Source organism: Amycolatopsis sp. AA4 (assembly GCF_002796545.1).
GTDB lineage: Bacteria > Actinomycetota > Actinomycetes > Mycobacteriales > Pseudonocardiaceae > Amycolatopsis.
This window is the reverse complement of the sequence record NZ_CP024894.1, coordinates 5,071,350-5,093,995: the sequence shown is the minus strand read 5'-3', so window position 1 is coordinate 5,093,995 and position 22,646 is coordinate 5,071,350. Positions and strand designations below refer to the sequence as shown.

At 70.7% G+C, this 22,646-nt stretch carries 21 protein-coding genes; 12 read left to right on the top strand and 9 right to left on the bottom strand.

Translation table 11 applies throughout. The features are described 5' to 3' along the window. Window positions 1-28: 28 nt before the first annotated feature. Both CU254_RS23575 and CU254_RS23570 read right to left on the bottom strand, forming a co-directional pair. On the bottom strand, window positions 29-1,219 hold the full coding sequence (locus CU254_RS23575) for a zinc-dependent alcohol dehydrogenase (RefSeq protein ID WP_009080025.1): 1,191 nt from the start codon (window positions 1,217-1,219) through the stop codon (window positions 29-31). A gap of 35 nt (window positions 1,220-1,254) precedes the next feature. Beyond that, on the bottom strand, window positions 1,255-1,872 hold the full coding sequence (locus CU254_RS23570) for a UdgX family uracil-DNA binding protein (protein ID WP_009080024.1): 618 nt from the start codon (window positions 1,870-1,872) through the stop codon (window positions 1,255-1,257). Between the two features lie 77 nt (window positions 1,873-1,949). On the opposite strand from CU254_RS23570, the gene CU254_RS23565 reads away from it, so the two are divergent. The 6 genes from CU254_RS23565 (at window position 1,950) to CU254_RS23540 (ending at window position 7,963) form a co-directional block, all read left to right on the top strand. Continuing rightward, window positions 1,950-2,507 (top strand): hemerythrin domain-containing protein, encoded by a 558-nt coding sequence (locus CU254_RS23565; RefSeq protein ID WP_009080022.1) that lies wholly within the window; start codon window positions 1,950-1,952, stop codon window positions 2,505-2,507. Between the two features lie 15 nt (window positions 2,508-2,522). Then, window positions 2,523-3,335: a family 1 encapsulin nanocompartment shell protein gene (locus CU254_RS23560; protein WP_009080020.1), complete on the top strand. Its 813-nt coding sequence runs from the start codon at window positions 2,523-2,525 to the stop codon at window positions 3,333-3,335. A 180-nt stretch (window positions 3,336-3,515) separates the two neighbouring features. Continuing rightward, window positions 3,516-4,640, top strand: a complete 1,125-nt coding sequence (locus CU254_RS23555; RefSeq protein WP_009080018.1) for an NADP-dependent malic enzyme — start codon at window positions 3,516-3,518, stop codon at window positions 4,638-4,640. Between the two features lie 12 nt (window positions 4,641-4,652). Beyond that, complete coding sequence (locus tag CU254_RS23550) at window positions 4,653-6,095, top strand: CYTH and CHAD domain-containing protein (RefSeq protein WP_009080016.1); 1,443 nt, start codon at window positions 4,653-4,655, stop codon at window positions 6,093-6,095. A gap of 195 nt (window positions 6,096-6,290) precedes the next feature. Then, a complete protein-coding gene (locus CU254_RS23545) occupies window positions 6,291-6,785 on the top strand; it encodes a hypothetical protein (RefSeq protein WP_009080014.1) in 495 nt (164 codons plus the stop codon). Window positions 6,786-7,162: 377 nt separating this feature from the next. Next, on the top strand, window positions 7,163-7,963 hold the full coding sequence (locus tag CU254_RS23540) for a SigB/SigF/SigG family RNA polymerase sigma factor (RefSeq protein WP_037714598.1): 801 nt from the start codon (window positions 7,163-7,165) through the stop codon (window positions 7,961-7,963). Window positions 7,964-8,053: 90 nt separating this feature from the next. On the opposite strand, the gene CU254_RS23535 is transcribed toward CU254_RS23540, so the two are convergent. Together CU254_RS23535 and CU254_RS23530 are read right to left on the bottom strand one after the other, a co-directional pair. Continuing rightward, window positions 8,054-9,388, bottom strand: a complete 1,335-nt coding sequence (locus tag CU254_RS23535; protein ID WP_009080008.1) for an MFS transporter — start codon at window positions 9,386-9,388, stop codon at window positions 8,054-8,056. Between the two features lie 16 nt (window positions 9,389-9,404). Then, window positions 9,405-10,679 (bottom strand): hydroxyacid-oxoacid transhydrogenase, encoded by a 1,275-nt coding sequence (locus CU254_RS23530; protein WP_037714595.1) that lies wholly within the window; start codon window positions 10,677-10,679, stop codon window positions 9,405-9,407. Between the two features lie 120 nt (window positions 10,680-10,799). On the opposite strand from CU254_RS23530, the gene CU254_RS23525 reads away from it, so the two are divergent. Continuing rightward, window positions 10,800-13,664 (top strand): FAD-binding and (Fe-S)-binding domain-containing protein, encoded by a 2,865-nt coding sequence (locus CU254_RS23525; RefSeq protein WP_009080004.1) that lies wholly within the window; start codon window positions 10,800-10,802, stop codon window positions 13,662-13,664. A 16-nt stretch (window positions 13,665-13,680) separates the two neighbouring features. On the opposite strand, the gene CU254_RS23520 is transcribed toward CU254_RS23525, so the two are convergent. Together CU254_RS23520 and CU254_RS23515 are read right to left on the bottom strand one after the other, a co-directional pair. Continuing rightward, the gene (locus CU254_RS23520) at window positions 13,681-14,472 is read right to left on the bottom strand and encodes an IclR family transcriptional regulator (RefSeq protein WP_009080002.1); all 792 of its coding nucleotides are present in this window, start codon (window positions 14,470-14,472) and stop codon (window positions 13,681-13,683) included. A 96-nt stretch (window positions 14,473-14,568) separates the two neighbouring features. Beyond that, entirely contained in the window at window positions 14,569-15,501 is a 933-nt protein-coding gene (locus CU254_RS23515) for a zinc-binding dehydrogenase (RefSeq protein ID WP_009080000.1), read from the bottom strand. A 90-nt stretch (window positions 15,502-15,591) separates the two neighbouring features. Here CU254_RS23515 and CU254_RS23510 point away from each other — a divergent pair, with 90 nt between their 5' ends. After that, a complete protein-coding gene (locus tag CU254_RS23510; protein ID WP_037714593.1) occupies window positions 15,592-16,182 on the top strand; it encodes a TetR family transcriptional regulator in 591 nt (196 codons plus the stop codon). Window positions 16,183-16,238: 56 nt separating this feature from the next. Then, window positions 16,239-16,757, top strand: a complete 519-nt coding sequence (locus CU254_RS23505; protein WP_009079997.1) for a MarR family winged helix-turn-helix transcriptional regulator — start codon at window positions 16,239-16,241, stop codon at window positions 16,755-16,757. Here CU254_RS23505 and CU254_RS23500 read toward each other — a convergent pair. Both CU254_RS23500 and CU254_RS23495 read right to left on the bottom strand, forming a co-directional pair. Next, entirely contained in the window at window positions 16,706-17,521 is an 816-nt protein-coding gene (locus CU254_RS23500; RefSeq protein ID WP_037714590.1) for an NAD(P)-dependent oxidoreductase, read from the bottom strand. The genes CU254_RS23505 and CU254_RS23500 overlap by 52 nt on opposite strands. A 194-nt stretch (window positions 17,522-17,715) precedes the next feature. After that, window positions 17,716-18,735, bottom strand: a complete 1,020-nt coding sequence (locus CU254_RS23495) for a DNA topoisomerase IB (RefSeq protein WP_009079992.1) — start codon at window positions 18,733-18,735, stop codon at window positions 17,716-17,718. Window positions 18,736-18,877: 142 nt separating this feature from the next. On the opposite strand from CU254_RS23495, the gene CU254_RS23490 reads away from it, so the two are divergent. The 3 genes from CU254_RS23490 (at window position 18,878) to CU254_RS23480 (ending at window position 21,766) form a co-directional block, all read left to right on the top strand. Beyond that, complete coding sequence (locus CU254_RS23490) at window positions 18,878-19,312, top strand: DUF4383 domain-containing protein (RefSeq protein WP_009079990.1); 435 nt, start codon at window positions 18,878-18,880, stop codon at window positions 19,310-19,312. After that, a complete protein-coding gene (locus tag CU254_RS23485; RefSeq protein WP_037714588.1) occupies window positions 19,312-20,799 on the top strand; it encodes an FAD-dependent oxidoreductase in 1,488 nt (495 codons plus the stop codon). The genes CU254_RS23490 and CU254_RS23485 overlap by 1 nt, the downstream gene beginning before the upstream one ends. A 100-nt stretch (window positions 20,800-20,899) precedes the next feature. After that, entirely contained in the window at window positions 20,900-21,766 is an 867-nt protein-coding gene (locus tag CU254_RS23480) for a manganese catalase family protein (RefSeq protein WP_009079986.1), read from the top strand. A gap of 106 nt (window positions 21,767-21,872) precedes the next feature. Here the strand turns inward: CU254_RS23480 and CU254_RS23475 are convergent, their stop codons facing one another. Continuing rightward, entirely contained in the window at window positions 21,873-22,628 is a 756-nt protein-coding gene (locus CU254_RS23475; protein WP_037714586.1) for an SDR family NAD(P)-dependent oxidoreductase, read from the bottom strand. Window positions 22,629-22,646: the final 18 nt, after the last annotated feature.

Sequence of the window (22,646 nt, the reverse complement as noted above, 5' to 3'; positions counted from 1 at the left end):
CCTCAACGGGCCCTTCACGGACCTCTGGCTATGCGGCTGGTTCGAGCAGGATCTTCTGCACTCCGTCGAGCTTCTTCTGGAACATCTCGTACGCCCGCGGCGCGTCGCGCAGCGGGAGCTTGTGCGTCGCGAAGCCTTCGACGCCCAGGGGATCGCCGTCCGCGGTGAGCACCGGCAGGACGTCGTCGATCCACCGGCGGACGTTGGCCTGTCCGGTGTGCAGCCGGATCTGCTTGTCGAACAGCTCCATCATCGGGATCGGGTCGGCCATCCCGCCGTACACGCCCGACAGCGAGATCGTGCCGCCGCGCCGGACGCTGTCGATGGCCGCGTACAGCACGCTCAGCCGGTCGATCCCGGCCTTCTCCGTCACCTTCGCGCCCAGCGTCTGCGGCAGGAGCGCGACCAGGTTGTGCGCGAGTTTCCCGATCGGCGCGCCGTGCGCTTCCATGCCGACCGCGTCGATCACCGAATCCGCGCCGCGACCGCCGGTCAGGTCGCGGATCGCGTCGCCGATCCGCCGGTGGTCGCGCAGGTCCAGCGTGGTCGCGCCGTGCGCGCGGGCCCGCGCCAGCCGTTCCGGCACGAGGTCGACCCCGATCACCTCGCCCGCGCCCCGGTGCAGCGCGACCCGGGCGGCCATCTGGCCGATCGGGCCGAGCCCGAAGACCACGACGGAACCGCCGTCGGGAACGTCCGCGTAGTCGACGGCCTGCCACGCCGTGGGGACCACGTCGGACAGGTAGACGAACCGTTCGTCCGGCGGGCCGTCGGGCACCTTGATCGGCCCGTACTGCGCCTGCGGGACGCGCAGGTACTCGGCCTGCCCGCCGGGCACCTGGCCGTAGAGCTTCGTGTAGCCGAACAGCGCCGCGCCCTTTTCCTGGTCCTTGACCTGGGTGAGCTCGCACTGCGACTGCAGCCCGCGTTCGCACATCCAGCAATGGCCGCAGGAAATGTTGAACGGCACCACGACGCGGTCGCCGGGCTTCAGCGAACTCACCGCGCTGCCGACCTCCTCGACGATCCCCATCGGCTCGTGGCCGAGGATGTCGCCCTCGGTCATGAACGGGCCGAGGACCTCGTACAGGTGCAGGTCGGAGCCGCAGATGCCGGTGGAGGTCACCCGCACGACGGCGTCGGTCGGTTCCTCGATTTTCGGGTCCGGGACGTCGTCGACTCGCACGTCCCGCTTGCCGTGCCAGGTCACTGCTTTCATGGCGGCCGGATTCCCCTTGCCCGCACGGGCAAACGTCAGAGTCCGCGCAGGTCGGCGACGAACTCGTCGTACGCGGTGTCCCGGTCGGGCGCGCGCAGCACCGCGGAAGGATGCACGGTGGCGACCGCGGAAGCGAACAGATCGGCGAACTCTTCCGGCGGATCCAGCCGTTCGCCGCGATGCCGGGTGAGCCGGAAACTGGTGCCGTACACCGATTGCGCCGCCGTCGCGCCCAGCAGCAGCACGAGCCGCGGCTGAACGGCCCGCAGTTCGGCCACCAGCCATGGGCGGCACGCGACGACCTCCGACCGCGCCGGTTTTTCGTGGATCCGGCGCTTGCCGCGCAGCTTGAACTTGAAGTGCTTGACCGCGTTGGTCACGTAGAGGGAATCCCGGTCCAGCCCCGCGTCGGCGAGCGCTTTGTCCAGCAGCCGTCCGGCCGGGCCGACGAACGGCTCGCCGCGCTGGTCCTCCTGGTCGCCGGGCTGCTCGCCGAGGGCGAAGATGTCCGCGCGCTGGGGGCCCTCGCCGAAAACCGTGGCCGTGGCGTCGCGGTAAAGGCCGCAGCCGCGGCACTCGCGGGCTGCTTCGCGGAGCTTGCCGAGGCTGGTGGTGTCCGGCGGCTCGGCTCCCGGTTCCTGACGCGCGACCATCGGATCTCTTTACCCGCAACGGGCCTCGGGCAAACACGACGAGCGCGCCGCCGCCGGGGGAGCTAACGTCGGGGGCCATGACGGACATCACCAGCCTGATCCTCGACGATCACGAGCGGTTCCGGCGGGCGTTCGCGGCGCTGGACGACCTCGACCGCCCGGACGAGCTGGCGCGGGCCTGGGAACCGCTCGCCGACCTGCTGGACCTGCACGCGGCGGCCGAGGAGGCGGTCTTCTACCCCGAGCTGATCCAGCGCGGCGCGGACGCCGAGGACGAGACGCTCGACGCGGTCGGCGACCACAACGACATCCGCGACGCGGTCGCCGAAACCCGCCGCCACCCGGCGGGCAGCGCGGCCTGGCACGCGGCGGTCCGGCAGGCCCGCACCGCCAACAGCGAGCACATGGCCGAGGAAGAGGACGACGCGCTCGCCGACTTCCGCAAGCACGCCGACCCGGGGCTGCGCGAGGAACTCGGCCGGAAGTTCCTCGCGTTCAAGGCCGAGCACGAGGGCGCCAAGGGCATCGACACCGGGGACGTCGACCCCGAGCGTTACGTCGCCGAGCAGGAGCGGAAAGCCGGGAAGACGCCGCCGGCGGACGGTTCGCTCGGCATCGGCGGCCTGAAGGACTGACGAGAGGGGAACACCGTGAACCACCTGCTGCGCGAGCTCGCGCCGATCCCGGCCGAGGGCTGGAAGCAGATCGACAACGAGGCGCGGGAACGGCTGGCGGCGCACTTGGCGGCGCGCAAGATGGTCGACGTCGAGGGCCCGCACGGCTGGGCGCACTCGGCCACGCCGCTCGGCCGGACCCGGCGGATCGATCCGCCGGACGCCGCCCGCGAGCGCGAGACGCTCGCCCAGCAGCGCCGGGTGCTGCCGCTGGTGGAGGTGCGCGTGCCGTTCACCGTCGAGCGCCGGGAACTCGAGGACGCCGAGCGCGGCGCCGCCGACCTGGAGTTCGATGACCTCGACCAGGCCGCCGCCCAGGTGGGCCTGCTGGAGAACCGGGCGGTGTTCCACGGCTGGCCGGACGCCGGGATCACCGGCATCGTCGAGGCGAGCCCGTACGACCACGGGACGCTGGGCGCCGATCCGGAACGCTATCCGCACGTCGTCGCCAACGCGGTGAACACGTTGCGGTGCAACGGAATCGAGGGGCCGTACGCGCTCGCGATCAACCCGGACGGCTACACCTCCATCGTGGAGAGCACCGAAAACGGCGGCCTTCTCGTGCTCGACCACCTCCGCCGGGCGCTCGGCGGCGGCCGGGTCAAGCGGACGCCCGGTCTGGCCGGGGCGGTCGTGCTGAGCCTGTCCGGCGGGGATTTCGTGCTCGAACTCGGCCAGGACCTCTCGGTCGGCTACCGCCACCACGACGCCGAGACGCTCACGCTGTACCTGGAGGAGAGCTTCAGTTTCCGGGTGACCGAACCGGACGCCGCGCTCGTGCTGGACTGAGCACGATTCCGCCGCCGCCCCGCCGGGCCAGGCGAAGGTACGTGAGGGGAACCCTCACGTACTCAGATTCCCTCACGGTTCCCCTCACGGACATCTGGCCGCCAAGGCCGGGGAGGGGGCAGGAGACGGAGCTCGGGCTGAGCACGATTCCGCCGCCGCCCCGCCGGGTATCCGGCTGCCATGAGCAGTCGCGGAAAGATCCAGGTCACCACCCGAGTGCGGCTCGACGACGCCGGCGACCTCGCCGAGCACTACACCCCCGGCGTCGCCGAGCTGGCCAAACGCGTCGCCGAGGACCCGTCGGTGCTCGCGCGGGAAACGGTGCGCAGCAACTCCGTGGCGATCGTGTCCGACGGTTCCGCGCTGCTCGGGCTCGGCGACCAGGGCCCGGCCGCCGCGCTGCCGGTGATGGAGGGCAAAGCGGCGCTGCTGAAACGGTTCGCCGATGTCGACGCCTGGCCGATCTGCCCGGTCAGCCGCGAACCCGAAGACCTCGTGCGCACGGCAAAAGACCTCGCGACGTCCTTCGGCGCGATCAACCTCGAAGACATCGCCGCGCCCCGGTGCTTCACCGTCGAGCGGCAGCTGCACGACGAGCTGGACATCCCCGTCTTCCACGACGACCAGCACGGGACCGCGATCGCCGTGCTCGCCGCCCTGCACAACGCCCTGAAGCTGACCGACCGCACGCCGGGGGACACCTCGGTGGTGATCTCCGGCGCCGGCGCGGCCGGGTCCGCGATCGCCCGGCTGCTGCTGAAGGCGGATTTCGACGCGGAGCGGATCGTGGTCTGCGACAGCAAGGGCGCCCTGCACAGCGAGCGCGACCTGACCGGCGAGAAGCAGTGGCTCGCGGAGAACACCAACCGCGGCGACGCGGTCCGGGGCAGCCTGCAAGACGCTTTGCAGGACGCGGACGTTTTCGTCGGCGTGAGCGTCGGCGGCCTGCTCAAGGGCGACGACCTCGCGCGGATGGCCGACCGGGCGATCGTGTTCGCGCTGGCCAACCCGGATCCGGAGGTCGATCCGGACGCCGCGCGCGAGCACGCGGAGATCGTCGCGACCGGCCGCAGCGACCTGCCCAACCAGATCAACAACGTCCTCGTGTTCCCGGGGATGTTCCGCGGGCTGCTCGACTCCGGCGCCGCGCGGGTGACCGGCCGGATGCTGCTCGCGGCCTCGCACGCGCTGGCCGCGACGGTCGGCGACGACCTCGACCGGGAGCACATCGTGCCCAGCGTCTTCGACGAGGGCTTGGTGCCCGCGATCGCCGAGGGCATTGCGGGTGCGGCCGAAAACGACTGAAGGAGCTGGGGAATGCGAAGCGCGGAATCCGGACGGAAATACGAGCTGAGCCTGACGGCGCGGGTGCCGCAGCTGGCGGGCAAGGGGATCACCCAGGAACCTCCCGCCGAGCGGACGCTGGAGACCGTTTACTACGACACCAAGGACTTCCGGCTGACCAGAGCCGGGATCACGCTGCGAAGAAGCAGCGACGCGGGGTGGTGCCTGCGGGCGCCTGGGCAAGAGTTGCGGTTTCCGCTCGACGACGCCCCGAAGGTCCCCGCGGAGATCGCGGCACTGGTCCGCGCCTACACCCTGGACCGCAAGCTCCGGCCGGTCGCGCAGCTGCGGACCGACCGGTTCACGCACCGCCTGGCCGATCCGGCCGGCCGGACCGTGGCGACTCTGGCCGACGATCACGTCACGGGGGAATTCCTGGGGGGACAGGCGCTTCGGCTGGACCGGTGGCGGGAACTGGACGTCGAGCTGGCGGCGGATTCCGCGCCGGAGCTGCTCGACCGCCTCGACCGGAGCTTGCGCAAGCGCGGGGCCGAAAACGCGTCGTGGCCGTCGAAACTGCAGCGGTTGCTCGGAGCCGAGACCGAGCCCGCGCGCGGATCGGACCACGTCGTGCGGGAGTATCTGAGCGAGCAATTCGAGCGGTTGCGTCGCGCGGACTTGGGCTTTCGCGTCGGGGCGGACGATTCGGTGCACCAGCTCCGGGTGGCGGCGCGGAAACTGCGGAGCGCGCTTCGGACGTTCAAATCCTTGGCGGGCAAGAAGAAGGCCGACGCGGTCGCGGCGGAGCTGAAGTGGCTGGGCGGGGAACTCGCGGGTGCGCGCGACACCGAAGTGAGCCAAGCTCGCCTTGAAGGTTGTCTCGACGAGGTCCCGTCGGAGCTGGTTTTCGGGCCGCTGCGCCAATACCTGACCCGTGACTTCGCCCGCACTTCCCAAACCGAACTGGCTCGCGCGACGGAAGCGTTGTCCAGCAATCGATACGCGACCTTGCTGCAGTCGATCGCGGCGCTGCTCGACACGGTCCGCCCCGCGGGCAAGAAGGAATTGCGGAAACCCCTGCGCAAGACCGCGCGCAAGCTCTATCGAGCCACTGCGGCGACGGAGGGGCTCAGCGGCGCCGAACTGGAGAAGGCGCTGCACGAGGTTCGGAAGAAGGCCAAGCGGGCTCGCTATGCCGCCGACGCCGTCCGGCCGGTGTTCGGCAAGAAGCTGCGGACTTGGCGCAAGCACGTCAAGGCAGCGCAGCAGACGCTGGGCAAGCATCAGGACACCGTGGTCGACCGCGCGGCGTTGCGGCACTTCGCGATCGATGGCTTCAGTGAGAACCAGAACACGTTTACGTTCGGTCTCCTCTACGGTCGCGACGAAGCCGCGGCGAAGCTGTTGCGGGACAGGTTCGCTCGCGAATGGCGCACGCTGCGGAAGGGTGCTTGCCCGGCCTGGTTGAAGGACTGAACGCCGCGGCCCCTGCCGGTCCATTGTGGACAGCAGAAACGCCGGCGGTGTCGTGGCACCACCGGCGTCCCCGCGGCAACGAAAGTCCTGGCGCGGCACTGGTTCCGCGCTGCGGTCTTTCTACCCCGGCCGGGGAAGGTCCAAACCTCTGCCGGCCTCGTTTCGCCTCGGCCGAATCGGGGCACTCCGGGTGAAATGGGAGGACAACTTACCGCGACGTGGGTGTCGGCGATCGGGAGCGCGGGCTCGTTGCTGGGCTTCGCCTCGTATGTGTGGATCATGCTGCTGAACCGGAAGGACCAGCCGGAAATCCGGCAGGAGCAGCAGGCGCAGTCGGTCTCCGCGTGGCTCGACGAGGGCGCCCGGCACGAGCGTGACGAGGATTACGTCGTCTGCGCGCACAACAGCGGCGACGCACCGGTGTTCGACTGTTCGCTGGAGGTCGAGCGCCCCGGCGAGGGCGAACCGCACTGCGTCCGCCTCGCGATCATCCCGCCCGGCTCGACCGCCGTCCGCGCGCTGCCGTTCGGCGAGGACGAGATGCCGGTGGACGACCTGTACTCGGCGGCCGCCGTCCCCGGCCTGTCCTTCACCGATTCGCGCGGCGGACATTGGAAACGCGACACGTCCGGGGTGCTCAGCCGCACCGACCGCCGTTCGCCGCGCGGGCGCTGGCGGTCGGGAAGCTGAGTTCGGCCGCCGTCGGAACGCATCCGGGCGAAGCTCTCCGCGCGCTCGGCGTCACCGCATTGGGCACCGCGATCACCGCATCGGGCAGCGCGCATCGTCAGCCTGCGGTCCGTCGGCACCGACTCGCCACCTTGCTGCGCCTGCGCGCCCCTGCTGGAGCCCCCATCCGGGTGGCGGGCTGATTGATCTTGCCCGCGAGCGGGTATCACCCGGCCATCACACTCCGGCTTCCCGGCGACCGGGCGGACGCGCGGATCCGCCGCGCGCTCGCCTTGCGGCGCCGAGCACTGTCCACTAAGGATGATTAGCGTCGGCTACGCGATGCGCACCAGGGCACTACCCGAGTCACGTTCCCTTCGGCTGTCAGGAGGACCTGCATGACCGCGGCGACCATGACCCGCACCCGGCGCGACGACTACCGGCACTACGCGGCGCTGTTCGAGGAAATCAGCCACCTGGCCGAGGACACCGACGAGCACTCCCGGCTGCGCCGCCGCCTCATCGAGGAACATTTGCCGCTGGCCGAGCACATCGCCCGCCGGTTCGCCCGGCGCGGCCAGCCGACCGAGGACCTCCTGCAGGTCGCGCGGATCGGCCTGATCAACGCCGTCGACCGGTACGACCCGGCGCGGCAGACCGATTTCGTCGCGTTCGCCGTCCCGACCGTGATGGGCGAGGTCCGCCGGTACTTCCGCGACCACACCTGGTCGGTCCGCGTCCCGCGGCGGCTCAAAGAACTCCATTTGACGGTCGGCCAAGCAGCCACGGAACTGGGCCAGCGCCTGGGCCGCGCGCCCACCGCGCGCGAACTCGCCGACCACCTCGACCTCGATCTCGACGAGGTCGCCGAGGCCCTGCACGCCGGGAACGCCTACCAGGCCTCCTCCATCGACTACCCGGCCCACGACGACAGCGGCTCGGTCGCGCTGGCGGACACGCTCGGCGACGAGGACCCGGAAATCGAGAAGCTCGAGGACCGGGAAACGCTCAAGCCGCTGCTGCGGAGCCTGCCGGAACGCGAGCGCGCGATCCTCGTCATGCGGTTCTTCTCGAACATGACGCAGAGCCAGATCGCCGAACGGGTCGGGCTGTCGCAGATGCAGGTTTCGCGGTTGCTGGCCCGGACGCTGAGCACCCTGCGGGACCAGCTCACCGAGGCGTCCGGCGCCTCTCGCTGACCGTCCGTGAGGGGAACCCTGAGTGATTCAGAGTCCCTCAGGGTTCCCTTCACGAACATCGGCGGGCCAGCCCGCGCGGTACGGGGCCGCTCAGGTGAACCGCGGAACCTCCTTGGCGGGCAAGGAAATCCGCTCGTCGTCCACGTACAGGTCGCTCTGCCGGATCGCCAGCGTGCACGCCACGCTGATCACGGTCGTCGCCGCGAGGTAGACCAGGATGCCGGTCGTCCCGGTCTTCCCGGCGAGATACGCCAGGATCAGCGGGGTGAGCCCCGAGGCGACGACGCCGGAAAGCTGGTACACGACCGAAATCCCGGTGCACCGCCGGGAAATCGGGAACAGTTCGGCGTAGAACGCCGCCTGCGGGCCGTACATCACCGGGTAGCTGACGCCCAGCACCGCGATCAGGGAGACAGTGATCAGCACCGGGTTGCCGCTGTGCAGCGCCGCCAGTGCGGGGATCGCCAGCACCAGCGTGGTCACGGCTCCGGTCGCGAACGTCCGCCTCCGGCCGAGCCGGTCGGACACCTTGCCGAACACCGGGATGAACACCACCATCACCGCGGCCGCGATCATCACGCCGACCAGCAGCGGCTGCCGGTCCAGTTTCAGCGTTCCGCTGCCGTAGGAGATGACGAAGACCGCCCACGCGTTGAACGCCACGCCCTCGGTGAACCGGCTGCCCATGCCGAGCAGCAGGTGCCGCCGGGAGAGCCGGTCGCGGACCAGTTCGACGGCGGGGACGGTCGCGGTGCCCTCCTCGGCCGCCATGGTGCGGAAGGCCGGGGTTTCCATCACCTTGACCCGGATCAGCAGGCCAGCCACGACCAGCACCGCGGACAGCAGGAAGCCGATCCGCCAGCCCCACAACAGGAACGCCTCGTCGCTGGTGACCGCGTTCAGCAGCGCCAGCACGCCGGTGCCCAGCGTGAGCCCGATGGCCAGCCCGATCTGCGGGAAACTGCCGTAGAGGCCGCGTTTCCCGGCCGGGGCGTACTCGGTGGCCATGAGCACCGCCCCGCCCCATTCGCCGCCGACGGCGACGCCCTGGGCCAAGCGGAGGACGACGAGGACGACCGGGGCGGCCGGGCCGATCATCCGGTAATCGGGCAGCAGCCCGATGAGACAGGTCGCCGCGCCCATGATGAGCATGGTCGCGACGAGGATCTTCTTGCGGCCCACCCGGTCGCCGAGGTGGCCGAAGACGAACCCGCCGATCGGGCGGGCGAGGAAGCCGAGCGCGAAGGTCGCGAAGGCCAGCACGGTGCCGACCAGGGGATCGGAGCCGGGGAAATACAGTTTGTTGAAGACGAGTCCCGCGGCCGTGCCGTACAGGAAGAAGTCGTACCACTCGACGGTGGTGCCGAACACGCTGGACGCGACGACCAGGCGGACGTCGGTGCTTTTCTCCGGAGTTGTCGCCATTGATAACTCCCGGTGGTCAGAGCGAACGGCGGAAGATGTCTTCGAGCGCGGCCCGGGTGACCGGACGGGGCACGACGGCCAGCTGGCGGGTCTGCTTGAGCGTGCCGTCGACGAGGGTGTCGATGTCCTCGTCGCCGTACCCGAACGCGTGCAAGCCCTTCGGCATCTGGATGTCGGCCATCAGCTCGGCGAGCACGTGCGGGAGCGCGTCGGCGCCGTCGGTCGCGGTGAACGTCTGCCCGCCGGACAGCAGGTGCGCGGCGTGCAGGTGCCGTTCCGGGGCCGCGGGATAGGTCCAGCGGAACACCTCGGCGGCGGTCGCGGACACGGCCTGGCCGTGCGGGACCATCGGCATCTCCGGGTAGCCCTCGGCGCGGTACTGCTTCACCGCTCCGGCGATCGGGTACGCGTTCGCGTGCGGCAGGTGGGTGCCGGCGTTGCCGAAACCGGTTCCGGCGTAGGTGGACGCGAGGGCCATCTGGGTGCGCGCGGTCAGGTCGCGTCCATTGAGGACGGCGGCGCGCAAATGCTTGCCCACCAACGTCAGCGCCATCTCGCACCACACGTCGCTGATCGGGTTGGAACCGCAGAACGCCGGGCGTTTCATCGGGTCTTCCGGCGCGGGCTTCGCGTCGAACGCGACGCTGGTGTAGCTCTCCAGCGCGTGCGACAGCACGTCCATGCCGCTGGCCGCGGTCACCGCCGGGGGCAGGGTGATCGTGGTGCGCGGGTCGACGACCGCCAGCGACGGGCGCAGCGACGGATGGCTCACCCCGGCCTTGAGGTGCAGGCCGAGCAGGTCGACGACGCAGATCGTGGTCGATTCGGACCCGGTGCCCGCGGTGGTCGGCACGGCGATCAGCGGTTTCAGCGGCAGCCACGGGGCCTTGCCCGCGCCGATCGGCGGGGTCACGAAGTCGAGCAGTTCGCCGGGGTGCGTGGTCAGCAGGTTGACGGCCTTGGCGGTGTCGATCGCCGAACCGCCGCCGATCGCGACGAAGCAGTCCCAGTCCTGCTGGCGGGCGTAGGCGACCGCCTCGTCGATGCTCGCGTCGGTCGGTTCGACGCCGACGCCGTCGAAGATCTCGCTCTTCACGCCTGCCGCGCGGATCGAGTCGAGCGCCCGGTCCGGGATGCCGGTGCCGCGGACTCCGGGGTCGGTGAGGATCAGGCACGACTTGGCCTGCCGGGCGGCCACCTCCGCGCCCAGCTCGTCGAGCGCGCCGGCGCCGAATTTCAACGGGGGCGCGGCCCAGGTGAAGACGCTTTCGTTGCGGGGCAGGTCGGTCAAGGAGACCACTCCTCACGTCGAGGTTGACAACATGTGGAAGCAATATCCACTATGTGGCGAGCCTTCACGGTAGCCCGGCGACCGCGGCGCTGTGAACCCCCGATTTCCCAGGAGACGCCCATGCCGGCCCGAGCCCGTTCGCATTCGGCACTGCAGGAAGCACTCGCGCGGGCGGTGTCCGGCGAGGTCGCCGGCGACCCGGCCACGCTCGCCACCCACTCCACCGACGCGTCGAACTACCGGCACGTCCCGCTGCTCGTGGTCCGGCCGCGCAGCGCGGACGACGTGGTGGCCGCGTTGAAGGTATGCGCGGACCACGGCGCGCCGGTCCTCCCGCGCGGCGCGGCGACGAGCATCGGCGGGCAGGCCGCGAACCGCGCGGTGATCCTGGACTTCACCCGGCATCTCAACCGCGTGCTGGACCTCGACCCCGCGGCCCGGACCGCGCGCGTCGAACCCGGCCTGGTGCTGGACCGGCTGCGCGTACGGGCCGCCGAACACGGGCTCACCTTCGGCCCGGACCCGTCGACGCACAGCCGGTGCACGATCGGCGGCATGATCGGCAACAACGCCTGCGGGTCGCATTCGGTGGCGTGGGGGAAGACCGTCGACAACGTCCGCGCGCTGGAAATCGCGCTCCTCGACGGAACCCGGCTCGAGGTCGGTCCGACTTCTCCGGCGGAGCTGGCGGAATTGTGCGCCCGCGAGGATTCGGTCGGCGAGCTGTACCGCCGCCTGCGGGACCTGCGCGACGAATACCTGGCCGACATCCGGCTCGGCTACCCGGAACTGCCGCGGCGCGTTTCCGGGTACAACCTCGAATACCTGTTGCCGGAGAACGGTTTCGACGTCGCCAAGGCCTTGGTCGGTTCCGAGGGGACCTGCGCGACGATGCTCAGCGCGGTCGTCGACCTGGCTCCGATCCCGGCGACGCGCGCTCTCGCCGTGCTGGGCTTCGAGAACAGCATCGCCGCCGCCGACGCGGTCCCGGCGCTGCTCGACCTTCCGGTGCTGACCATGGAAGGCATCGAAGCCGGTCTGGTCGCCGCGCTCGACGCCCGGAAGCCGGGGGACCGCAGCACGTTGCCGAACGGAACGGCGTGGCTGTACCTGGAAACCGGCGGCGACGACGCGGACGAGGCTTTCGCGGTCGCCCAGCAGGTCGCCGCCCGCGCCCCGCAGGTCGGCGCTTCTTCGCTGGTCGTGCGAGATCCTGTCGAGCAACGGAAACTCTGGCGCATCCGGGAGGAAGGCGCGGGTCTCGCGACGCGGCTGGCCGACGGGTCCGAGGCCTGGTCGGGCTGGGAGGACTCCGCGGTCCCGCCGGACCGGCTCGGCGCGTACCTGCGCGAATTCGATCTGCTGCTGGAGAAGCACGGCCGCAAAGGCGTGGTCTACGGCCACTTCGGCGACGGCTGCCTGCACGTGCGGATCGATTTCCCGATGGCCGCGCCGGAAGCGAAGGAGGCGTATCGGTCGTTCCTGGTCGAGGCGGCGGAACTCGTGGTGTCCCACGGCGGTTCGCTGTCCGGCGAACACGGCGACGGCCAGGCGCGGGCCGAACTCCTGCCGCTGATGTTCCCGCCGCGGCTGATGCAGGCGTTCGCCGATTTCAAAGCCGCCTTCGACCCGTCGAACGGCATGAACCCGGGCCGGGTCGTCGATCCCGCTCCGCTGGACGCCGATCTGCGCACCGTCATCGCCCCGCCGGTCCTGCCGACCCGCGCGCGGCTCGCCCTGCACGCCGACGGCGGCGACCTGGCCGCGGCCTCCCGCCGATGCGTGGGCGTGGGCAAATGCGTTTCCGCGTCCGGCGGGATGATGTGCCCGAGCTACCGCGCGACCGGCAAGGAAGAACATTCGACCCGCGGCCGGGCGCGCCTGCTGTTCGAAATGCTGGCCGGGGACGTCCTCGAGGACGGCTGGCGCTCGCCCGAGGTCCGCGACGCACTCGATCTCTGCCTGGGGTGCAAGGCCTGCAAATCCGACTGCCCGGTCGGCGTCGACATGGCTTCCTACCGGACCGAATTCCTCAGCCGGCACTACGAGCGACGGATTCGCCCGATGTCGCACTACACCATGGGCGCGCTGCCGCGCTGGCTCCGGCTAGGCGCCCCGTTCGCCCGTGCGATCAACGCCGTGGCCTCCGGCCCGCTTCGACCAGCCTTGAACCGCCTGGGCGGGATCGCCGCCGAACGCGCTTTGCCGCAGCTCGCTTCGCCGACTTTCGCGTCGTGGTTCCGCCGCCGGGAACGGGTGCCGTCGTCGTCGAAGGTCGTGCTGTGGCCGGACACCTTCACGAACTTCTTCGACCCGCAAGTCGGCCGGGACGCGGTCGCGGTGCTGGAAGCCCTGGGCCACGAGGTGGTTGTCCCGGAGCGGACTGTCTGTTGTGGACTGACCTGGCACAGCACCGGCCAGCTGGGCGCGGCGCGGCGGGTCCTGCGCCGTTCGCTGGACGCGCTGGACCCGTGGCTGCGGCAGGGAATCCCGGTGCTCGGCCTGGAACCGAGCTGCACCGCGACCCTGCGCGAGGACGGCTCGGAGCTGCTGCCGGACGATCCGCGGACTGCCTTGCTGAAGCGGAGCGTCCGGACCTTCGCGGAGCATGTGGGCGAGAGCGAGCTTCCTGGGTTGACCAAGTCCGCGGCTCCGGTGCTCACTCAGGTGCATTGCCACCAGCACGCCGACCTCGGCTACGACGCCGATGCGCAGCTGCTCGGCCGGTTGTCGGAGCATTCGCAGGTGCTGCGCGAGGGCTGCTGCGGGTTGGCGGGGAATTTCGGTTTCCAGCGGGGGCATTACGACGTTTCCGTCGCGGTCGCGGAACACCAGCTGCTGCCCGCCCTGCGAGCGGCCCCGGAAGGCACGGTGGTGCACGCGGACGGGTTCAGCTGCCGGACGCAGATTCGGCAGCTGTCCGAGCATCGGCCCGCGCACCTGGCTTCGTTGACCGCGCGGGCGCTGGGGGTCAGCAGCGAGTGAGACGTCTGGCTTGGCGTCAGTAGCGAGTGAGCCGGTCCGGTGGCAGGAACGGCGCGATTTCCTTGGCCGCCTCGATGGCGAGCGCGCCCAGCTCGCGAACCCGCTCCTCGGGCAGCCGCACGGTCGGCACCTGGATGACCACCGCCGCCCGGGCAAGCCCACGCTCGTCCAGGACCCCAGCCCCGACACACCGCACCCCGGCGACGTTTTCCTCGTTGTCGATGCTGTATCCGCGATCGCGGGTCTCGGCCAGTTCCAGGGCGAGGGCGTCCCGGGTCGCGAGAGTGTGCGCCGTCAGCGCGGGCAGCTGTTCCGGAAGGCTCGCCAGATAGGACTCCGCGTCGAGAGAATTGGCGAGCATCGCCTTGCCGGAAGCCGTGGCGTACAACGGGAAACGCGCGCCGGGATGCTGTTCGAAGCGCAGCGGCAGCGTCGACTGCGCGCGCAGCAGCACCACCGATTCGTTGCCCTCGCGGATCGTGATGTTGACCGATTCCCCGGTGTCCTCGTTGATCCGCTGGATGACCGGCAGCGCGAGCTGCAGCCCGTGCACGCGCTGGGCGGCCTGGCCGAGCAGGATCGCGCCGGGGCCGAGGTGGTAGCTGTCGGTGCGGGGGTTGTGCGCGACGAGCCCGTCGGCGCTCAGCGCGCGCACGACCCGGTGCGTCGTGCCCGGCGTGAGGTCCAGTTTGCGGGCGATCGCGGACAGCGCGAGCTCCCCGTCCTCGTCCATGAGGAGCCGCAGGATGCCGAGCGCGCGGCGGATGGCCTGCGTTCCGGCTGGCGGCTGTGCTCCGGTCTGGTTCACCTGGGTTCCGTGTTCTCGCGCGGTCGGTTCAGGCCAGGTTAACGCGTGCCGCGCCCGGACCGGGGGAGCGGCCGCCGCTGGGGCGGCCGCGTCCGCTCAGCCGATCTCCAGCACCGCCTTGCCGTGCAGCGTCCGTCCGACCAGCGCCTCCGCCGCCTCGGCGTACCGGTCCCACGGGCCGCGCCAGCTGATGCCCGGATCGAGGCGTCCGGCGGCGGTTTCGGCGGCCAGCCAGGTCAGATCGGCGGAGAAGTCGGCCGCGGGATCGGCCAGCAGGAAGAACGTGCGGATCGACCGGTCGTGCCGCCCCTCGGTGCCGAGGAAGGCGTCCGGCGGCAGCACGACGTCCGCCTCGGCCGAACGGCCCACGGTGACCAGCGTGCCGCCCGCTTCCAACCTCGCGAAGGCGGCCACGAGATGCGGCCCGCCGAGATTGTCCAGCACCCCGGACACCGGCCGGTCGACCTCGTCGGCGGAGGCGCGCACCTCAGCCGCGCCCAGCGCGAGCAGACCTTCCGTTTGCGCGGGATCCCGGCTGATCGCCACCACCTCCGCGCCCGCCCGCGCGGCGAGCTGCACCGCGTAACGGCCGACCCCGCCGGACGCGCCAGTGACCAGCACTCGCCGTCCGAGGACCGGGCCGATCCGGCGCAGTACGTGCAAAGCGCTCAGCGCGGCGACCGGGATAGTGCTGATCGCGCCCAGGTCGGCGCCGTCGGGCACGGTGCCGATCAAGTTCGTCGGCACCGCGCGCAGTTCGGCCCAGCCCGCGGTGCCCACCGAGACCACCGGCGTGCCGACCGCCGGGCCGGAACCGTCGGCCGCGGCTTGGACGACGACGCCCGCCGCGTCCCAGCCGATCACGGTGCCGTCCGGCGCGGACGGGTCGGTCGCGCCTTTGACCTCGCCGAAGTTGAGCGAGGCCGCGGCCACCCGGATCAGCGCCTCGCCGGGCGCGGGGACCGGGTCGGCGACCTCGGCCATGGCCAGATGAGCCGGTGCGGAGTGGTCGACAACGAGTGCGCGCAAGGCAACCCCCTAGAGTGAATGTGCCACAGTGTGGCATTTGCTCTTGTATAGCATATGCGCTCGCGACGCGTGCTGGGTAGACTGCCGAAGATGACCACGTCCGGACCGCCCACGCTGCGCGAGCGCAAGAAGCAGCGCACCCGGCAGGCGCTGGTGGAGACCGCGATCTCGCTCTTCAGCGAACGCGGTTTCGACGCCACGCCGCTCGACGCGCTGCTCGACGAGGTCGAGGTGTCGCGCCGGACGTTCTTCCGCAACTTCCGCTCGAAGGAAGACGTCGCGCTCGCCGCGGTCAAGGAACTCTGGAGCGCCTATCTCGAGGTCCTGGACGAGACCGCGAAATCCGGGCCGCTCGCCGATGTCTTCCGCGACGCGATGCTCGCGACCCTCGACCGCATGGACGAGAACTGGTACGAGCGGTTCCCGGCGACGCTCCGGCTGATCGACCAGTCCCCGGCGCTGAACGGGCACACCCTGTTGCACTGCGCGGAAACCGAGGCGGAGATCGTGCGCCGGCTCGGCGAGTCCAGCCTCGAACTGCGGCTGCTCGTCGAATTCTGCGTGGCGGCCTGGCGGTGCGCGCTGGACGAATGGCTGCCCGACTGCGCGCCGGGCGAACTGCCCGGCCACGTGCGGCGCGCTTTCGCCGCCATGGAACCGAGTTTGCGGCTGCGGGCGTGACCGGGGCCCGTATCATCGGGATTCGTCCGCTCCGCAAACGATAGGCAGGGGAAACGATGTCAGGTCCGCTGGTGCCGGGCGGGATCGGCGAGCACACGAGCTGCCTGCTGGTGAAGCTCGGCCAGGTCGTGTTCCGGCTCGCCGAGGACCGGCTGCACGAGCTGGGCCTGCGGGTGCGGCACTACAGCGTCCTGCAGGCGCTGGCCGACAACGGGCCGATGTCGCAGCTGTCGCTGGGCGCGTACCTGCGGATCGACCCGGCGACCATGGTGAGCAGCCTCGACGACCTGGAGACCCTCGGGTTCGCCGCGCGCACCCGCGACCCCGAAGACCGGCGGCGCTACGTCGTCGACCTCAGCGCCGCGGGACGGACAACGCTGCGGAAGGCGAACGAGCTGCTGGCCGGCCTGGACCAGCACGTGCTCAGCGACCTTCCGCAGCGCTCCCACGATTCGCTGCGCAAACTGCTGGCCAAGATGAACGAGGGCGACACCTTGCCCGGCGAATTCGACCGGATGCGGGATCAGGCCGGGTCGACGAAGATGTCCAGCGCCAGTTCGCCGTCGCCGCGCTGATAGCCGGACAGGTCGGTCACGCCTTCGGCGGCGAGCACCTCGTCGTCGATGAAGAGGTTCCCGGTGCACTCGCGGGACGGCCGGTTGAGGATCGCGTACGCGGCATCGGCGACGATCTGCGGGGTGCGCGCCTGGCTCGCGCCGCCGATGATGTTGCGCACTGCCGCGGTGTCGGTGAGAGTGCGCGGCCACAGCGAATTCGCGGCGATCCCGTCCGCTTTCAGTTCCTCCGCGAGACCGATCGTGCACAGGCTCATGCCGTATTTGGAGAGCGTGTAGCCCAGGTGCGCGCCGACCCAGGCGGGGGAGAGGTTCAACGGCGGCGACAGCGTCAGGAGGTGCGGATTCGCCGCCTTGCGCAGGTGCGGGATCGCCGCTTTGCTGAGCAGGAACGTGCCGCGGGTGTTGATGTCCTGCATGAGGTCGTAGCGCTTCATCGAGAGGTCTTCGGTGCCGGACCGGTCGAGCGCGCTGGCGTTGTTCACCACGACGTCGATGCCGCCGAACTGCTCCGCCGCCGCTTCCGCCGCGGCCAGCACGTCGTCCTCGGACCGCACGTCCCCGACGATCGGCAGCGCCTGGCCGCCGGCGGTTTCGATCTCCTTCGCGGCGGTGTAGACGGTGCCTTCCAGCTTCGGATGCGGTTCGGCGGTTTTCGCCAGCAGGACGACGTTCGCCCCGTCCCGCGCCGCGCGGATCGCGATGGCCAGGCCGATGCCGCGGCTGCCGCCGGACATCAGGACGGTCTTTCCGGCGAGAGTCATGGCCGGGTCCTTTCGGGTGGGCGAGCGTGGTCGTGTGCGCAACATACCATTAGTGGTGCGTATGATTTAAGAGGCAAATCACCACGTCCGCGCAGTACGCGGGGGATCGGGTTGCCCGGTTCCTCGGCGATCTGCAGATCCGAGAAGATGCCCGCCGCGCTCATCAGCGACGCTGCGTCGCGGCGGGACGCTGGTCATCCGCGGGAGGCCCGCCGCAGCAGTCGGAGTACCGCTTTTTCGATCCGCTCCCGTAGCTCCTCCTCCGCGAGCCCGTCGGCGTCGGCCTTGCGCAATGCGCGGTGGATGGTGTTGCCCTCTTCGAATTCCCGCAGGACGCGCGGGTCGACATACGAGCGGCGAGCGACCGCGGGAGTGTTCCCCAGCTCCTCCGCGACCTCCTTCATCGCGGCCGACTCGGCCCTCGCCCGGCCGCGCTGGGAGGTCGGCGTCTCCTGGGCGGCGAGGGAGACCGCGGCGAGCACGGTCGCGTGCCAGGTGCGGAAGTCCTTGACCGTGAACTCCTCGCCGGCCAGTTCCTTGAACCGCTCGTTGACGTCGCTGGCGTGCAGTTCGTGCCAGCCGTCGTCGGTGCGGTAGGCGAACAGGCGCGGGGTTCCGGTGCGGCAGCGGCGGAGCGACTTCAGGACGGCTGCGAGTTCGCCGTCGCGCAGGCTCAGCGAGCGGACGAGGCCGCTTTTGGCGGGGTAGCAGAAGGTCAGCTCGTCGCCGCTGATCTTCACGTGTTCGCGCAGCAGCGTGGTCGCGCCGTGGGAGCCGTTGGTTTCGGCGTACTCCTCGCCGCCGCTGCGGAAGACGCCGCGGTCGATCATCCGCAGCGCGGCGGCCGCGACCCGCCGGCGGTCGAGGTGCCTTCGGCGGAGGTCGTCTTGGAGGGCGGCGCGGACGGCGGGCAGTTCGCCGGCCAGGGCGAGCACCCGGTCGTGTTTCTCCTCGTCGCGCGCTCGCCGCCATTCGGGGTGGTAGAGGTACTGGCGGCGGCCCGCGTCGTCGGTCCCGACGGCCTGGATGTGCCCGGTCGGATGCGGGCAGATCCACACCCGGCGCCACGCGGGCGGGATCACGAGACCCTGGATGCGCTCGAGCACCTCCGGATCGGTCACCGGAGAGCCGTCCGGCGCGAGATACCGGAAACCGCGGCCTCGCCGCTGCCGCTTGATGCCCGGCGAGGACAGCTCGCTCCGCCGCAGTCGCATGCTCGCGGTTGCCCGCGGCGGCGCGCTTCAAACCGGGATCCGGCCGCGGCTCGACCAGGCGGAGGTTTGCCCGATCGCGCACCGGTTACCCGGCTGGCTCCGCGCCGGACCCGGCGCGGGCTATTCAGGGAGGGCTCCGGTCATGAGTACAGCCGTTGCGCGGCGCACCCCGCGCCAGCTCGCCGCCGCCGGTGTGGGCGCGGTGTTCCTGCTCGTCGGCATCCTCGGGTTCGTCCCGGGCGTCACCGCGAACTACGACCAGCTCGCCGGCGCCGGGCACCATTCGGGCGCGCTGCTGCTCGGGCTGTTCAGCGTCTCGATCCTGCACAACATCGTGCACCTGGCCTTCGGCGTCGCCGGGCTCGCACTGGCCCGGACGCCCGCGGGCGCGAAGAACTACCTCGTCGTCGGCGGGGTCGTCTACCTGGCGCTGTGGGTGTACGGGCTGGTCGTCGACCACGGCAGCTCGGCCAACTTCATCCCGGTCAACACCGCCGACAACTGGCTGCACCTCGGCCTGGCGGCGGTGATGATCGCGCTCGGCGTCCTCCCGACGGGCACCCGGAGGAACCACTGATGACCACCACCGCAGACCAGTCCCTGTGGCTCGCGACCGCGTCCGCGAGCAGCCGGTCGGCCCTGAGCGGCCGGGAACGCGCCGAGGTCGCCGTCGTCGGCGGCGGCATCGCCGGGATGACCACCGCCCTGTTGCTCGCCCGGCGAGGCGTGAACGTGGCCGTCCTCGAAGCGGGCCGCGTCGCGGAGGGGGCCAGCGGCAACAACACCGCCAAGGTCACCGCGTTGCAGTCCACTGTGTACTCGACGCTCGCCCGCGAGCACGACGCCGCCACCGCGGCGGCCTACGCCGAGGCGGCGCTGGCCGGGGTCGAACTGGTGGCGGAGCTGGCCGAACCCATCGCGTGCGGCCTCCGCAGGCTGCCCGCCGCGACGTTCGCGATGCACGCCGACGAGGCGGACACCGTGCGCGCCGAGTACGAGGCCGCGACGCGGGCCGGTCTGCCGGTCGAGTGGACGACCACGCTCGACCTGCCGGTCCCGGTGCACGGCGCGGTGCGGTTGCCCGAGCAGCTCGCGCTCCATCCGGCCGACTACGTGCGCGGGCTCGCCGACGCCGTCGAGGCCGAGGGCGGCCGCGTATTCGAGAACAGCCGGGGGCGGCAGGTCAGCGCGGCGCCGCCGTATCACGTCACGACCGACGACGGCGCGCTGGACGCCGAAAACGTCGTCATCGCAACGCATTACCCGATCCTCGATCGCGGGTTGTTCTTCCCCCGCTTGGAGGTACAGCGGTCGTATTGCGTGGCCGCGACGCTCAAGTCCGGCAAACCGCCGCAGGAGCTGGCGATCAGCGCCGGGAGTCCATTGTGGTCTTTCGCCTCCTACGAGGACCGGCTGATCCTCGGCGGCCAGGGCCATCCGGCGGGCGACCCGGTCGATTTCGCGCGCTACACCGAGCTGGCCGAGTTCGCCGCGCGCCATTTCGACCTCGACGCGGTCACGCACCGGTGGTCCGCGCAGGATCCGAAGGCCTACGACAGCATCCCGATCGCCGGGCCGTACTTCCCGGGCGCGCGGAAGCTGTGGGTCGAAACCGGGTTCGGCAAATGGGGCTTGGCGATGGGCGCCGCGGCGGCGGCCGTCGTCGCCGACGGGATCACCGGATCGGCCAATCCGCACCGGGAACTCTTTTCCCCGCAACGGGTTTCGCTCAAGTCGGCCTCGAAGCTGGTGCAGCAGAACGCTAAGGTGGCGAAGGACTTCGTCGGCGACCGGCTCCGCCAGGCCGACGCGAAAAGCACCGACGACATCGCGGTGGACCAGGCGAAAGTGCTGGCCGACGGGCCCGGTCGCAAAGGCGTTTACCGAGACCGCGACGGCATCTTGCACGCGGTGTCCATGCGCTGCACGCATCTCGGCTGTTTCGTGCGGTTCAACGCGGCCGAACGCAGCTGGGACTGCCCGTGCCACGGTTCGCGGTTCGACGTCGACGGCACCGTGCTCGAAGGGCCCGCCACCGCGCCGCTGCCCCGCCGGACTCCGTGAAAATTCAACCGGTCGCCGGGTGTAGGCCGGGGGATCGGGGGCACTCCTGCCGGACGCGCCGGGCACGCCGCCCGGCTCGAATCCCCGGGAAAGGACGCTGATGTTCCGACACACCAAGCTGCTGCAGTTCGAGGCGAAGCCCGAGAAGCCGGATCCGGTGTACGCGCACAAGCTCCAGGAGCTGATCGGCGGCGCGTACGGCGAGATGACGGTGACCATGCAGTATCTGTTCCAGGGCTGGAACTGCCGCATCGAGGGCAAGTACAAGGACCTGATCATGGACACCGCGACCGAGGAGATCGGGCACGTCGAAATGCTCGCCACGATGGTCGCGCGGCTGCTGGAGGGCGCGCCGGCCACCGCGACCGCGGAAGCGGTGAAGGACCCGGTGATGGCGGCGGTGCTCGGCGGGATGGACCCGCAGCAGGCGATCGTCGCCGGCGGCGGCGCGCTGCCCGCCGATTCGAACGGCACCCCGTGGAACGGCAAGTACATCGTCGCCTCCGGCAATCTCCTGGCCGACTTCCGCGCGAACGCCGCGGCCGAGGCGCAGGGCAGGCTGCAGACCGCGCGGCTGTACCGGATGACCGACGACCCCGGCGTGAAGGCGATGCTGCAGTTCAACCTCGCGCGCGACACCGTGCACCAGAAGCAGTGGCTGGCCGCGATCGAGGAGCTGAAGGCCGACGGCCTGGAGAGCGAGATCGCGCCGAACGCGTTGTTCGACGAGGAAAACCAGGACCACAACAACACGGTGTGGCACCTGTCGGACGGCCCGGACGGAGCGAAGGCGGGCTGGAGCTTCGGCGGGGAGGGCATCGAGTATCTCACCGACCCGAAACCCCTCGGCGGTCCGGGTACGGCGCCGAAGCCGGATCCTGCGCTGTACGGGACGTACTCGCCGACGCAGAACGCGGCGGGCACGCTGAAGGGGAAGGCGAAAGAAGCGAAGAACAAGGCTAAGTGACGGCAGATCAGGGACCCCGGGCCGATGGCGCCCGGGGTTCTTGCCGGTCAGTCGCTGCTCCGGTCGCTGGGAGGTCCGAGCCGACTATGCCCCGGTTCTCTGCGGGTCAGACGCCGTATCCGCCGTCGACGTCGAGTTTCTGGCCGCTGATGAATCCGGCGCGGTCCGAGGCCAGGAAGCACACCGCTTCCGCGATGTCCTGTGCGCTGCCGAAGGTGTGCAACGGGATGGCGCGCCGAGCAGCGTCGAGGGCGCGTTCGGCCAGCTCTCCGTTCGCCATCAGGGCCGCCGCCATGCCGTCGGTCAGCATTCCGGGGCCGACGCAGTTGACGCGGACGCCGAATCGGCCTTCCTCGGCCGCGAGCGCGCGGGCGGTCGCTTCCACCGCGCCCTTGGGTCCGGCGGAAAGGCCGTCGCGGACCGGGTAACGCTTGGTCGCGGCCGTGGTGACCGCGACGATCGAGCCTCGGCTGGCGCGCAGGGCGGGCAGCGCCGGGCGGACGAGGTTGAAGAACGCGGCGGCTTCCGCGGCGAGATGCCTGCCGAAATCTTCCGGATCCACTGTGGACAGATGCCGCTGCGGGACGAGCGGCCCGGCGGCGTGGACGACGGTGTGGATCGCGCCGAAACGCGCGACCACGCTGCCGAGATAGGCCTTGGCCTGCTGGGCATCGGTGAGGTCCACGGGATCGGCGGCCGCACCGAGTTCGTCGGCCAGGTGCTGCGCAGCTTCGTGATCGCTGCGGTAGGCGAAGGCGATCGCGGACCCGCGTCGGGCGAGGGTCCGGCAGATCGCGGCGCCCAGCCCTCCCGTCCCGCCGGTGACGACCGCGACGCCCGGCTTGCCGGCGAAATCCTTCAAGGGCAGCCTTCTTCCGTT